This window comes from Cellulophaga sp. BC115SP (assembly GCF_009905545.1).
Classification (GTDB): domain Bacteria; phylum Bacteroidota; class Bacteroidia; order Cytophagales; family Spirosomataceae; genus Flectobacillus; species Flectobacillus rivi.
The window spans coordinates 68800-83154 of sequence record NZ_JAAALB010000025.1 but is presented as its reverse complement, the minus strand read 5'-3'; the positions used below and the strand labels follow the sequence as shown (position 1 = coordinate 83154).

The 14355-nt window shown below is 37.4% G+C and carries 12 protein-coding genes; 7 read left to right on the top strand and 5 right to left on the bottom strand.

The window, feature by feature from the left end; genetic code table 11:
* The first annotated feature begins 199 nt into the window (after positions 1–199).
* Together GVN22_RS17530 and GVN22_RS17525 are read left to right on the top strand one after the other, a co-directional pair.
* A complete protein-coding gene (locus GVN22_RS17530) occupies positions 200–2530 on the top strand; it encodes an ATP-dependent helicase (protein WP_166552309.1) in 2331 nt (776 codons plus the stop codon).
* 46 nt (positions 2531–2576) lie between these two features.
* A complete protein-coding gene (locus GVN22_RS17525) occupies positions 2577–3098 on the top strand; it encodes a DUF192 domain-containing protein (protein WP_240915690.1) in 522 nt (173 codons plus the stop codon).
* A 27-nt stretch (positions 3099–3125) separates the two neighbouring features.
* Here GVN22_RS17525 and GVN22_RS17520 read toward each other — a convergent pair whose 3' ends face one another.
* The 4 genes from GVN22_RS17520 to mutY form a co-directional block, all read right to left on the bottom strand.
* A complete protein-coding gene (locus GVN22_RS17520; protein WP_166552308.1) occupies positions 3126–4046 on the bottom strand; it encodes a hypothetical protein in 921 nt (306 codons plus the stop codon).
* Between the two features lie 19 nt (positions 4047–4065).
* The gene (gene gldE, locus GVN22_RS17515) at positions 4066–5436 is read right to left on the bottom strand and encodes a gliding motility-associated protein GldE (RefSeq protein WP_095160142.1); all 1371 of its coding nucleotides are present in this window, start codon (positions 5434–5436) and stop codon (positions 4066–4068) included.
* Between the two features lie 84 nt (positions 5437–5520).
* On the bottom strand, positions 5521–5988 hold the full coding sequence (locus GVN22_RS17510) for a single-stranded DNA-binding protein (protein WP_166552307.1): 468 nt from the start codon (positions 5986–5988) through the stop codon (positions 5521–5523).
* A gap of 134 nt (positions 5989–6122) precedes the next feature.
* A complete protein-coding gene (gene mutY, locus GVN22_RS17505; protein WP_166552306.1) occupies positions 6123–7205 on the bottom strand; it encodes an A/G-specific adenine glycosylase in 1083 nt (360 codons plus the stop codon).
* A 572-nt stretch (positions 7206–7777) separates the two neighbouring features.
* Here mutY and GVN22_RS17500 point away from each other — a divergent pair.
* The 5 genes from GVN22_RS17500 (at position 7778) to GVN22_RS17480 (ending at position 13842) form a co-directional block, all read left to right on the top strand.
* A complete protein-coding gene (locus GVN22_RS17500; RefSeq protein WP_095160139.1) occupies positions 7778–8062 on the top strand; it encodes an HU family DNA-binding protein in 285 nt (94 codons plus the stop codon).
* A gap of 86 nt (positions 8063–8148) precedes the next feature.
* Positions 8149–9015, top strand: a complete 867-nt coding sequence (locus tag GVN22_RS17495) for a tetratricopeptide repeat protein (RefSeq protein ID WP_166552305.1) — start codon at positions 8149–8151, stop codon at positions 9013–9015.
* A gap of 682 nt (positions 9016–9697) precedes the next feature.
* Complete coding sequence (locus GVN22_RS17490) at positions 9698–11254, top strand: Rne/Rng family ribonuclease (RefSeq protein ID WP_095160137.1); 1557 nt, start codon at positions 9698–9700, stop codon at positions 11252–11254.
* 102 nt (positions 11255–11356) lie between these two features.
* Entirely contained in the window at positions 11357–12682 is a 1326-nt protein-coding gene (locus GVN22_RS17485; RefSeq protein WP_166552304.1) for an AAA family ATPase, read from the top strand.
* A gap of 116 nt (positions 12683–12798) precedes the next feature.
* A complete protein-coding gene (locus GVN22_RS17480) occupies positions 12799–13842 on the top strand; it encodes a restriction endonuclease (protein WP_166552303.1) in 1044 nt (347 codons plus the stop codon).
* Here the strand turns inward: GVN22_RS17480 and GVN22_RS17475 are convergent.
* Positions 13805–14344, bottom strand: a complete 540-nt coding sequence (locus GVN22_RS17475; protein ID WP_166552302.1) for a DUF6702 family protein — start codon at positions 14342–14344, stop codon at positions 13805–13807. The genes GVN22_RS17480 and GVN22_RS17475 overlap by 38 nt on opposite strands.
* Between the last annotated feature and the right edge of the window lie 11 nt (positions 14345–14355).

The following is a 14355-nucleotide window of genomic DNA, read 5'->3' as shown; positions in this document are numbered from 1 at the left end:
AATGCATTGATGGTACATATTTTTGGAGCATTAGCAACTGCACTATTCCATTATATCTTTTAACCCAATATTCGCATTATAAGCTGATTACCATAGTTTTTCTTCGTAATTTTGGAGAATGGTTTGACTTACAAGCCATCAATCTTTGTACTTAAAGATTGATGGCTTGTGTCTTGTAATAGTATTGAGTTTTTGAAATATGAATTATTTAGCAGGTCTTAACGAACCGCAGCAAGCGGCAGTACAACATATCACAGGTCCCCTCATGATTATTGCAGGAGCGGGTTCTGGCAAAACAAGAGTTCTTACCTACAGAACGGCATATCTTTTGGATAAAGGAGTAGATCCTTTTCAGATTCTTTTATTGACCTTTACCAATAAGGCCGCAGGCGAAATGCGAGCAAGGGTTGAAAAAGCTGTAGGAAACGATGCCAAAAATATCTGGATGGGTACTTTTCACTCGGTATTTGCGAAAATATTACGTTTTGAGGGCAAACACTTGGGCTATACTTCCGACTTTTCGATTTATGACACCGACGATTCTAAATCTTTATTAAAAAGTATCATCAAAGAAAGAGGACTTGACGATAAGGTGTATAAACCCAACCTTGTATTCAACAGAATCTCGGGGGCTAAAAACCGATTGATTGGACCAGATGAATACCTCAACAATCCGATTATTCAAGCAGATGACGCAGCGGCTAAGCTTCCTGAAATAGGAAGACTATATAAATTGTATACTCTACGCTGTTTTCAAGCAAATGCCATGGACTTTGATGACCTACTTTTCAATACCAATGTATTGTTTAGAGACCATCCTGTGGTATTGGATAAATATCAGCGCAAGTTTCAGTACATCATGGTCGATGAGTTTCAAGACACCAACGTTTCACAATATTTGATTATTAAGAAACTCGCTGCCATGCACAACAATCTGGCAGTCGTGGGCGACGATGCGCAGTCTATTTATGCTTTCCGTGGAGCTAATATTGACAATATTCTTAATTTAGAAAAAGACTATCCGAATCTTGTAACTATTAAGTTGGAGCAAAATTATCGCTCAACTAATAGCATCGTACAAGCAGCTAACTCCGTTATTGCTAAAAATAAAAATCAGTTAAAGAAGAATGTTTTTACAGAAAACGAAGAAGGCTCCCCTATCGAACTAATCAAGGCGGCTTCAGACAATGAAGAAGGACGTTTGATTGCGACGAATATTTTCGAAGCCAAAATGGCGTTGGGTTTACGCAACACTGATTTTGCGATTTTATATCGTACCAATGCCCAATCACGCGCCTTTGAAGAAGCTCTTCGTCGGTTGAATATTAAGTACCGTATTGTTGGTGGCTTGTCTTTTTATCAAAGACGTGAAATCAAAGACCTTCTTTCTTATTTACGTTTTGTGATCAATCAGAAAGACATCGAGGCATTTAAACGTATTATTAATTTACCCAAAAGAGGTATTGGTGATACTACCATTGCGAGAATCGAAATTACGGCGGCAGAGCAAGAGAAATCTGTTTGGGAAATCGTGAGTAATATTCGTCAATATCAAGCTGGGCGCTTTGCTGAGACTATTGAAGGATTTGCCGATTTGATAAAATCGTTTATCCTCATGACTCAAGTACCCAACAAAGATGCTTACGAAATCGCCAGTCATGTAGCTAAAGCTTCTGGATTACTAAAGGAACTTCATGAGGATAAAACCGTGGAAGGACTTTCTCGTTATGAAAACGTTCAGGAATTATTGAACTCTATCAAACAGTTTGTGGATAACCCAGATACTGAAGACCACTCTCTGGCAAGTTTCCTACAGACAGTATCTTTATTGACCACTGCTGATGAAGATGACCCTGACGGAGATAATGATCGAGTAACGATGATGACAATTCACGGTGCCAAAGGTTTGGAGTTTAATCATGTGTATGTGGCAGGGATGGAAGAAGACCTTTTCCCTAGTCAAATGATGCTTCAAAGTCGTGCAGATTTGGAAGAGGAACGTCGTTTGTTTTATGTAGCTATTACACGTGCTGAGAAAAAACTCGTTATGTCTTATGCTGAAAGTAGATACCAATATGGGCGATTGAAACCTTGCGAGCCAAGTAGATTTTTGGATGAAATAGACCCGAAATATTTACAGTTTGCTAGAAATATCCGTCGTGCAGTCGAAGAAACCCAACGCATTCCACAGGGATTTGTCAGAAGAACCGATAGTCAGTCTGGTGTTGTATCTAACAATTTGCCTCTCAGCAACAAAACTGGTATATCCACAACGACCTCTAATTTGATTCAGAAAAAGCCTGTAGTAAACTCGGCACCAGCAACGTATGTGCCGTCACCAGACTTTGCCCCTAGTGATACCAAAAACTTGCAAGAAGGCGACCGTGTGGAGCATTTGAAATTTGGTTATGGTAAGGTCAAAAAAATGGATGTGAACGGAAACGACCGTAAAGCAACTATTGAGTTTGAAGGAGGAGTTGGTGAAAAAACGCTTTTACTCAGTTTCGCAAAATTGAGAATTTTATCATAAAATATCTTTATTGAAATTTCTTCATACATTAAATATACTATTGAAAATGAAAAAAGTTGTAGTTCTATTATTTGTAGGTTTGTTATTGTTTGGAAGTATGGTTCCAAAGCTTATCGCTATTTTTAGTTCGAGCGATAGCGAAGCTGGTTCGGTAAGTTCAATTTCAACGCCTGCTCCATCTGCGGTTGTTTCAAACGAACCTGCTTTCAAAAAGGAAGGAGAGTTAACATTTCCGAAAATTCAGAAAAAAATTAGTATTGAAATTGCCGATAATGATGCCGAAACTACCCAAGGATTAATGTATCGTAAAAGCATGCCAGATACTTGCGGAATGTTATTTGTTTTTCCAGATAGTCAAGAAAGAAGCTTTTGGATGAAAAATACCTACATTCCTTTAGATCTCTTGTTTATCAATTCTAATAAGGAAGTCATCACAATACAACCCAACCGCCCACCTTTCTCAGAAGAAGCAATTCCTTCTTACAAGCCAGCTCAGTATGTGTTGGAGGTAAACGCAGGATTTTGCCAGCGAAACGGTATTAAGCAGGGAGATAAAATTTCGTTTTAAACAAAAAAATAGGCAAGCTAAGCTTGCCTATTTTTTTCTAGCATATCTAAAAAGCTTTACAGGAAGTTTATAATCTGTGGCTTCTCCGATAGTATAGTAGTCTATTCCAGTTCTTGAAAAAGCTATTCCTTCACCTTGAGCCTCTTCACTTGCTGAATAAGTGTAATCAAGTAATTTGGCTGGTCTTAGCAAAGCTTGTGCAATTGATTCGCCATCAGCTCTTCGCCAATGGTATATCTGTCCATAATTTCTGATAAGAATTTCTTTATTATCAGGCGAAATATCTCCAGCGGTGATATAAAACATTGTATTGAGTGCAGTAGAAAAAGTAACCTCTTCTACAAACTCCGCTGTGATAGTTTGGGTATAAGATTGCGGATATGGCAGTCTATACAATCGCTGTTTTAAGTCTCTTTTTGAGAGAATGTAAATATCTTTGGTATCATGATCGATGAACATACACTCCGCATCACGAGCACCATCAGGATATACATAGTTGATTTTTTGTACATCTTTTAAAGTAATACTATTACTTGCTTGTACAGCTTGGCTAGCAATATTAGGTTCCTTTACGCGATAAATTGTACAACTTGGATATACTGCCAAATTATCACCAATGTCCCCAACATAAATATAGTTACCATCCGAAAACTTCGAAATAGACATATCTTCCCAATCCCTATTGACAGCACCCTCCAAATAAAACTCCTTGGTACCTTTCCCCAAACTATCCATCAAGAAAATACGATTAGTATCGCCACTATCATTGTGTGACCACATCATTCCCTGATTCGTATAGCTTGCAGCTAATCCAGAAGCTTCATCCAGATTTTTATTCTCAACTAAGTTGCCTACTCCTTTCTCAAAATCATCGATTATTGGAGTTGGACAATCGTTGTTACAAGCAATAAGTCCTGTTAATAAAGTTAAAAATGGGTAATATTTCATCTAATAATAATGGTACTTGTTAGGTAAGCTCTCGATTGGTTTCGTCGGTTTCCTCGTTTTTGATAGTCACTTTTACTCTTTTGATACGGCGTGTATCAACAGAGGCTATTCTAAATCTGAATTTATCGTAATCTATTTCTTCACCTGCATGCGGTAAGCGAGCAAACAATTCGATTAATAACCCTGCCAGTGATTCACTTTCACCTTTTACCTTTTCAAAGTAATCGTTATCTATTCCCAACGCACGACACACATCATTTAGTGTAACCTTACCTTCAAACTCAAACGAACCATCTTCTAATCGCTTATATCCTAAATCCTCTTCATCGTATTCATCGTTGATATCACCTACAATTTCTTCGATAATATCTTCCATCGTAATAATTCCTTCGGTTTCGCCGTATTCATTTACTACGATAGCCATGTGTACTCGCTTTTCTTGAAAATCATAAAGCAAATCATCAATTTTTTTACTTTCTGGAATAAAAAAAGCTTGATGTATTAGCTCTTGCCAATTGAAGTGCTCATCTTTTTCGATATGTGGTAATAAGTCTTTGATATAAAGAACCCCTTCTATTTTATCAATGGTTTCTTTAAATACGGGCACACGAGAATATCCAGACTTATTAATTTTGTCCATCAATTCATGAAAATCCCATTCAATATCAAAAGCTGTCACATCACGGCGAGGACGCATGGCACTTTTGGCAGAAGTACTTCCAAAATTGACGATACCTTTTAGAATATCTTTTTCTTGTGCCGAAGTTCCTTGTCCAGTAGTAATTTCAAGCGCATGGTTTAGTTCGTCGGCAGTAATAGTATATCCTTTTCGCTCTACCCGTTTCTCAATTATATTACTAATACCTAAAAGCAAAGACGACAACGGCTTGAAGATAATGCTAGCTACTTCGATGAGTGGCGCAGTGAGTTTGGCAAACTTCAAATTATTTTGTTGTGCCCAAACCTTTGGTATTAATTCTCCAAAAAAGGTAATCATGAAAGTTACACCTACCAACAAAATCAAGGTGGCCACTAATCCTTCTTTTTCTTCTTCCCCTAAAATTTGTTCTGTAAGATAAGTTGAGATTGTCACAAAGGTAATGTTGACAAGATTGATGGCTATCAGGAGTGTTGCTAGGAGTTGTTGAGGTTTGTCGAGCAACTTGGCAACGGTACGTTCACTTCCGCTATCGCTTTCGCGACAGGCAACACGTTCATCGGCAGATAGGGAGAAAAAGGCTACTTCAGAGCCAGCCAGCAGTGCAGAAATACCCAACAGGGCAATCAAGATAAGCGCATCAATACCATATACGCTGTAAGATGAGGTGCTTTCAACTTGGGCCAAAAGCACCCTAATCGGGTGATAATCGTCAGATAATCGAGTTTCCAAGGTTTGGTTTGTTTAGTTAAACAAAAGTTAGACTAGCCAAACAACTTATTATTATGGCTAGTCTAACAAATGATAAGCCTTTCGTTAGAATGGCAAGTCATCACTATCACCACCAGCATCAAATGCAGGCGGTGGAGGTGTTACTGGTGCTGGATTAGGACGAGCAGGCGCAGGGGCTGCCATTTGTGTTGAACCATCGCCACTAGCAGCGTTATCGCGATTTCCACCACCCACTAGAGTCATGGAAGTACCACGAATACGAATACCACGACGAGTGATACCATCTTTATCCACATATTCTTCTGTACGGATGCGACCCTCTACATACACAGAATTGCCTTTACGCAAATACTGTTCTGCGATATTGGCCAATCCATCCCACAATTCGATACGATGCCATTCTGTTTGTTCTACACGTTGTCCGTCACGATTTGTGTAGGTTTCTGAAGTAGCAATATTAAAATTTGCCACTTTTGAGCCACTAGGCAATACTCTCACCTCTGGGTCAGAGCCTAAATTGCCCAATAAAATAACTTTGTTTACGCCAGCCATTTGGGTTAATTTTTTTTAATAGTTGTAAATAAATTGATAGGCATAAAATTAAATATGGTGTGAGAATTCAAAAGTAAACATGAGTGAATTTAATAAAAATCCTATCAATCTCCAACTATCAATTCGTATGAATACTATGTTAAAATTTTTGATTCTTGGGTCAAATAATTATTTACCAAAGTAGATTTGGGTAAATCATCTACTTCAGAAAGGTTATAAAACGCATGATTTTCTGGCAAATTTAGAGAAAAGTCTGCATTTACTCGTATGTGCCAAAACTTTGTTTGAATCTTTTGATGTGTTAAGACATGCGTAAAATTTCCTGATTCATTCAAAACCAAGGCATTGGAGACAAGTTCTTTTAACCAAGGGTCTTGTTCCAACAAATCGTCCAATTGAAGCGATTCGGAAGGTTCCAACAAATAAAAATCATACATACCTTCCCATACGTCACGTCCCACACGTTTGCGCATCACAAACTTATCATTTTGTTCTATTAAGAAATAATGAAAGAAGCGCTCTTTTACCTTAACCTTTTTACTCTTAATAGGTAATACAGCTTGGCGTCCTTGCGCATGGGCGACACATTCATTAGCAAAAATACAAAACATACAATCTGATGGAGTGCCAGGCGTACATTGCATTGCGCCAAACTCCATGATAGCCTGATTGTGTGTATTGGCATTATTGGTAGGTAAAAGTGCCTGTGCATATTCAGAATAGACTTTTTTTGCCTCGTTAGAGGCAATATCTGTTTCTATGCCAAACACTCTTGAGAGTACTCTATACACATTGCCATCCAACACCGCTACAGGTTCATTATAAGAAAATGAAGCAATCGCAGCAGCTGTATAAGAACCCACACCTTTGAGTTTGAGCAACTCTTGATACGTTTCTGGGAATACACCATTGTATTCATCTACCACCATTTTGGCTGTTTTGTGCAAATTACGAGCACGTGAATAGTACCCTAATCCTTGCCACAAACGCAAAACTTCAGCCTCATCGGCAGCTGCCAAGTCAAACACTGTTGGAAAAGCCTCTACGAATTTATAGTAATAGGGCATTCCTTGGACTACTCTGGTTTGTTGCAAAATTATTTCAGATAACCATATATAATAAGGATTAGTCGTATTGCGCCAAGGTAAATCTCTTTTATGGATTTCGTACCATTGGGTAAGTTTTTGAGAAAAATGAAATTGTGGAAATTCGGTCATGAAAAGGAAAAGTTGACTTTCTGATTTAGCTTAAAAAAAGATAAATAATGGAGGTTTTTGAAACAAACCATCAAGCAATACTGAAAAAACTTATTTTGATTTAACCTACAAAGTATAAAATAGGTTTATAAAAGTGAAAATCTTTTAAGAAACCTATCTGGTCCAAAAGGAGGATAGATTCAACAAAAATAAAGGAAGGGATTTAGAATAAAACAATCTATAAATAATCCATGATTCATGAAAGAAGTACAACAAAAACCGAGGAATAATAGGAGAAAAGCAAGAAGTCTGAATTAGATTAATTTTAGAATTAGAATTCAAATAGCTAAAAATTAAGCATTTACGAAAAAAAAGTTAAGACATTTATTTATTGATTCTTTCATATTTGAAACCAAAGTCGTACCTTTGTGACCCTTAATAATCAGGGGCTTATAATTTGAGGCTGTGAGAGTTAGCAAAATTCACTGAAATCGACCTTAATCGATGCTAATTCAACTGAATTTTTTGGAAACTTATGGCAACCGACAACCATTGTTTATCATATTTTATTAACTCCTAAATTTTTTAAAAAAGTGACAAAAGCAGACGTAATCGCAGAAATCGCAGACAAGACGGGCATTGACAAGGCAGATGTATCTAGCACTCTAGAGTCATTCTTCACTGTAGTTAAAGATAACTTGGCTGGAGGTGAACCTATCTACGTTCGTGGATTCGGTAGTTTTGTGAACAAGAAAAGAGCTAAGAAGGTTGCTCGTAACATCTCGAAAAACACTTCTATTGTGATTGACGAGCACTTTATTCCAAGCTTCAAACCTGCTAAAATATTTATCGAGCAAGTTAAAACTAACGCTAAGTAATTTTTCGCAATAAGTTGTCCGTTATAGGTTATCAGTTATGAACTCATAGCCGATAACCCATAACAGATAACAGATCTGTAAACGACATGCAAAAGTCTTTTATCTTCATAATAGTGGTTGCACTGGGTACGGTTGGAGCTTTATATAGCCTTCCGAAGGTTGTGGTAAGTGACGAAAAAAAGACCTTAGAGCAAACAGCACAGACTGGCTCTGCCAATCGTGATAAAGCCGTTGAGTCGGAAGATACCCATCAGCACACCGAAGGTGAAGCTAGTGAAAGCCATGGCACAGCCCTTAGCCCCGAACAGAGCAAGGTAGTTGAGAGTTTACGAGCGAAATATTTAGGAAGTTCAAGCAAGCAAGATAAAATCGAAGCAGCAAATGCTCTTATTTCGAAGTTTACAGCATTTACAAGATACGACAGTGCTGCCTATTATGCAGAAGAAGTCGTAAAACTTGATAACAACGAGCGCAACTTGATGAAGGCGGCAGATTTATATTATGAAGCCTTCACCTATGCACTCGAAGATGCAAAAACCAAGAATATGGGAGAAAAAGCTAGAACGTTGTATCAGGAAATTTTAACCAAAAATCCGAATAATCTTCTAGCAAAAACGAACATGGCAATGACTTACGTTTCAACATCAACTCCTATGCAAGGAATTTTGATGCTTCGTGAGGTAATTGCAAAAGAGCCTGAGTTTGAACCAGCATTGTTCAATTTGGGGATTCTATCAATTCGGTCGAATCAGTTTGGGAAGGCCGTTGAGCGTTTTAAACAAATCCTAAAAATCAATCCTGCTAATTCTAAAGCAGCTTTGAACTTGGGATACTGTTTGGCAGAACTCGACCGTACTGATGAAGCTCGCACAATTCTAGAGAAGGTTTTAGCCAATAGCAAAGACCCTCAGGAGAAGGCAGCTGCCAATGAAATTTTATCAAAATTAAAATAAGTTCTCGGTAAGTTCCTACTTTATCACTAAATTGTGCTTGGATAGGAATCTTCTGTGACAAACAACTAAAACAGATTTCGTAACATTTAAAACCTTTTAAAGTCATGCCTTGCGGAAAGAAAAGAAAAAGACACAAAATTGCAACTCACAAAAGAAAGAAGCGTCTTAGAAAGAATAGACATAAGAAGAAGTAATCTGTAACTAAGGATTAGTACAAATTGGTGCTAATCCTTAGTTGCTAGTTACTAGAAAACAGGCTATTTTCTCTCGTAGAAAAGAGCCTGTTTTTGTCGTTTTTGTGAGATTGCTAGGTAAAACCCAAATTCATTGCCTTTTTACTTTATTTCTTGGCAATAATTTATCTGCTCATGACAGCATGGATTCCGTTGTATTATAGATTGGTCATAATACACAGCCACGCAATAAGTCAGCAACATTAAAAATCAAAAAACCAATAAAATACTATAGACTCACTATTACTTTATTTCATTCCGATGGAATGACTTCCCAATTGTAAAATTCAGTTGCTTTAATCAATTTCTTACAACTTGCTTTTTACTCTTCGGCACGAACCCTTCTATATGTAGTTTAATGGCTTTGATTTTCTATTCACCAACCGCTCACAGCGACAATATATATTCGTTTTCTTATATACTATTCACTTCTAATCCTTCAATCACCTGTGAGCAACGAATTAATCATCAATTCGACTCCCAAAGGTGACCGCATTGCTCTTTTGCAAGACAAAAGGATTGTGGAGTATCACTTAGAGGAGTCCGAACCACACTTTTCTGTTGGAGATATTTATCTCGGTACAGTCAAGAAAATGGTTACGGGATTGAATGCGGCCTTCATTGATATTGGCTATGAAAAAGATGCTTTTTTGCATTATCATGACCTTGGCCCAAATGTCAATTCCCTGAATAAATTCACCAAAGATGTTATCGCTGGAAGACACAATTCTGGAAGATTAGACAACTTTAAGCTTGAACCTGAAATAGACAAGCACGACAAAATTGATAAAGTTTTAGGGAAAAACTCTCCTATTCTTGTTCAAGTCGTAAAAGAACCTATTTCAACCAAAGGCCCCCGCTTATCTTGCGATATTTCTATCGCTGGTCGCTACACAGTTTTGGTACCGTTTTCGAATGGTGTAAACATTTCGAAAAAAATCACTGCCAAATCCGAACGCCAAAGATTACACAAATTGATGTCGTCTATCAAGCCTGCCAATTTTGGCGTAATCGTTCGAACTGTAGCCGAAGGCAAAGATGTAGAGGAATTGGACAAAGATTTGAAGGAGTCTTTAGCCAAATGGGACGCTGGAATGAAAGCGCTCAGATCAGCAAAACCACGCGACAAGGTCATCGGCGAAATGAGCCGTGCTACTTCAATGCTTCGCGATTTGTTGAATGAAAACTTCGATAGCGTAATTGTTGACACGCCAGAATTATTCCAAGAAGCTCGTGCTTATGTACAGCACATCGCACCAGAAAAAGAACGTATTGTAAAATTACATCAGGGTAAATCCAAAGTATTTGAACAATACGGTATCGAAAAGCAACTAAAAATGCTTTTTGGTCGCTCAGTAAGTCTTCCTGCTGGTGGTTATTTGATTATCGAACATACCGAAGCTTTGCACGTAATCGATGTCAACTCTGGTAACAAATCAAATAGCGAAGAAGACCAAGAAGCAACCGCCGTAAGCGTAAATATCGAAGCAGCCAAAGAAATTGCTCGTCAGTTACGTCTTCGCGATATGGGTGGCATTATCGTTATCGACTTTATTGATATGAAGAAAGCTGAACACAAAAAGCTGATTCATGATATCATGAAGGAGGAAATGAAATCTGACCGCTCAAAATACACCATCTTGCCGCTTACCAAATTTGGCCTAATGCAAATTACTCGCCAAAGAGTACGCCCAGAGATGAACGTTGTAACGTCTGAAAACTGTCCTACTTGTGGCGGTACAGGCAAAATCACAGCGAGTATTGTTGTTTCAGATGTAATCGAACATCACCTTGAGCATATCATTATCAAACAAAATGAGAAAAAGCCAACTATCGTATTGCATCCTTTCTTGCATGCATACTTTACCAAAGGTTTCCCTTCTCTTCGAATGAAATGGTATTTCAAATACAAAACTTGGGTCAATATTATCCAAGATAGCTCTTTTGGTATTACAGACTTTAAATTTCATAACAACCACGGAGAAGAAATAGAACTCAATGGTTAATGAATATAAAAACCCATCTATCCTTCGTAGATGGGTTTTTTATTGTAGCTTCGCTCCTATCCGATGCTTGTCTTGAGCAATTTGAATGTTTATCTTTGCTATATGTCATTTCAAAAAAATAGAAACTATTGGTGGCTCAATTTTAATCCCAAAACAGGGTCAATTGATCAGCTCCGCTATCACCAATCTCAACTCTTTACCTCACATAACGAATTCGGAAATAAACGCCGTATTTACCAACACTTTCAAACCGTGCAAAAAGGTGATTGGGTGATTGGTTATGAAAGTACCCCTGTCAAACAAATTAAAGCTATCCTAGAAATTACTGAACCACTACATGTTCATCCTGTAGCAGGCGAATCTATTGCTTTTTGTTTGAAGGAAAAACTCCCTTTTCCGATTGAATGGGCAGAACTCAAGCAAATTCATTTTCTGAAAGACTCAGATATTCTAAAGAATAATCAAGGAAGTTTGTTTCAAATCTCCGAAGACGAATTTGAGGCAATTCAAGCGATGATAGATTTACAAAAAGAATCTATCGCTGCCGAAAATATCATTATCCCCTTTGAAAGAAATGACGCTTTAGCTGATTTATTTATCGAAGCTGAGCAATTTGATGAAATAGTTGAGACCCTCAAATATAAAAAGAATATCATCCTTCAAGGCCCTCCAGGAGTCGGCAAAACCTTCTTGGCAAAAAAGCTTGCCTACACACTCATAGGTACGAAAGATGAAGCAAGAATCAAAATGGTACAGTTCCATCAGTCTTATTCTTACGAAGATTTTATCCAAGGACTAAGACCCGATGGAGACGGTGGTTTTAAGCTCAAAAATGGAGTCTTTTATGAGTTTTGTAAAATGGCTCAACGCAATGCTGGAATTGACCATTTCTTTATTATTGATGAAATAAATCGTGGAAATCTAAGTCGTATTTTCGGGGAATTACTCTTACTTATTGAAAATGATAAGCGTGGACGAGCCAACGAAATTCCATTGACTTATGGTGACAAAGATGCTGAACCTTTTTCCGTTCCCGATAACCTTCATATCATCGGAACTATGAATACTGCTGACCGCTCATTGACAACGATTGACTATGCACTTCGTCGTCGCTTTGCCTTTATTAGTTTACAACCATGTTTCAATGAACGGTGGGTAAATTGCTTAGTTGCGCAAGGGCTAGACAAGGAATTTGTAGAAGGTATTGCTCAAAAATTCAATAGACTTAATCAAGAAATTACTCAAGATAGGCATTTACAAAAAGGCTTTCAAATCGGACATAGCTATTTTACACATTTTCCTACAGGTGAAAATCCACAAAAATGGTATAAGCGTATTATTCAACTTGAAATAGCTCCTTTGCTTGAAGAATATTGGTACGACCAGCCCGAAAAGGTTCAAAATTGCGTAGAGGAACTGCTTGGGTAGCTGTGGGTAGACTTAGCCTCGGACTATCTTTTGTTTCAGCTTATAAACTATATAAAAAATCAGTCCAAGACTAAGTCTTGAACTAGTAGTCGAGTATTTATAACATAGGCTCCAACATGATTCCAATTGAAAACATATACTTTTTGCTTTGTTATGCTTGGGATAAACTTGAGCAACGCCACTTGGTAAAAGCTGGTGTGTCAGGGCAAAAAAGTATTTATGAATTATTAGCGAGTATCTTGGTTAGAGAGCTACCTACACTTTGGAAGAAAGGATATTTCAAGAACTACACAGAACAAAATCAATATATCCAAGGCATACGAGGCAAAGTACATATTTCACCTTCTTTGGCAACTGGAGCGTTTGAGAAAGGAATGGCGTATTGTGAGTTTGATGAATTTTCGGAAAATATTTTAGCCAATCAGATTTTAAAAAGTAGCCTTGTTAGGCTTCTTAAGGTATCGACCCTTTCAGAAAAAATTCACCAAAATCTACATACTGAATTACGAAGACTGCATCATATCCAAGAAATATCGCTACACGAAGCATTGTTCCGCCAAGCTTTTGCCCAATGTCATAGAAATACGACCTATACTTTTTTACTACATATTTGTGAATTGCTTTACGCTCAAAGCATGGTAAGTGAGCAAGGAGAAAGTATTTTATTCAGAGATTTTGAGCAAGATGACCGTAAAATGGCGGGTTTGTTTGAAGCTTTTGTACGTAATTTTTATAAAATAGAACTCAAAAGTGCGAAAGTTTTTAGAGAAAGACTTCAATGGAAACTTACAGGAACAGAACCACAATATTTGCCCAAAATGCAAACAGACATCAGCTTGATTTTGAACGATGGCAAAAAACTAATTATCGACACCAAGTACTATGCTCGTACTTTAAATACCTATTTTAGTTCAGAAAAAATACATACCGAAAACCTTTATCAGTTATTTGCCTATCTAAAAAATCAGCCTGACGAGCAGGCTGAAGGTATCTTATTGTATCCAACGGTTAAGCAATCTTTGAGCCTATCATATACTTCAGAGCAGCATCATATCCGTATTGAGACGGTAAACTTAGCTCAACCTTGGAAGAAAATCCACGAAGACTTATTGGAGATAGTGACTAAAAACCTACCCCAAACACCTTATTCTTTTGATTAAAAATAAAGGATTTCTTTTCTGACTGATAAAACAGATTAACCACATTAGTTTGGTCATCAAATTCATCCACCAATACATCATTTTGAAGTTTTGAACCACTAATAGGATCTTGCGCAGGCATTTCGATATACAGCCACATGGCGTCTCCTTCTTGTTCTTTTCCTAAGTAATGATAAGGTACTCGTTGATTACGAGCATTAAACCACACAAAATGCTTTTGTATGTATTTATCAATTTGTGGGTCAAACTTTTCCGTTTTGTCTAGTACAATCTTCTTGCCTTGATTTTCTTTTGTCAATACTGTTTCTAAATCATCCTTAAAAACACGTAGACTTATTTCAAAGCTTTTTTCCTTAGCGTTATAACGCATTTCGGTAATACTTGTATGGAAGGCATGTTTCTTAAATGCCATCAATCCAAGTGATAGCATTACGCCCAAAAGCAAAAACCTGTAAGAGAATCTCACAGGTTTTTGAATATATTTTTTTGATTTTATTAACATACGTTTGTTGT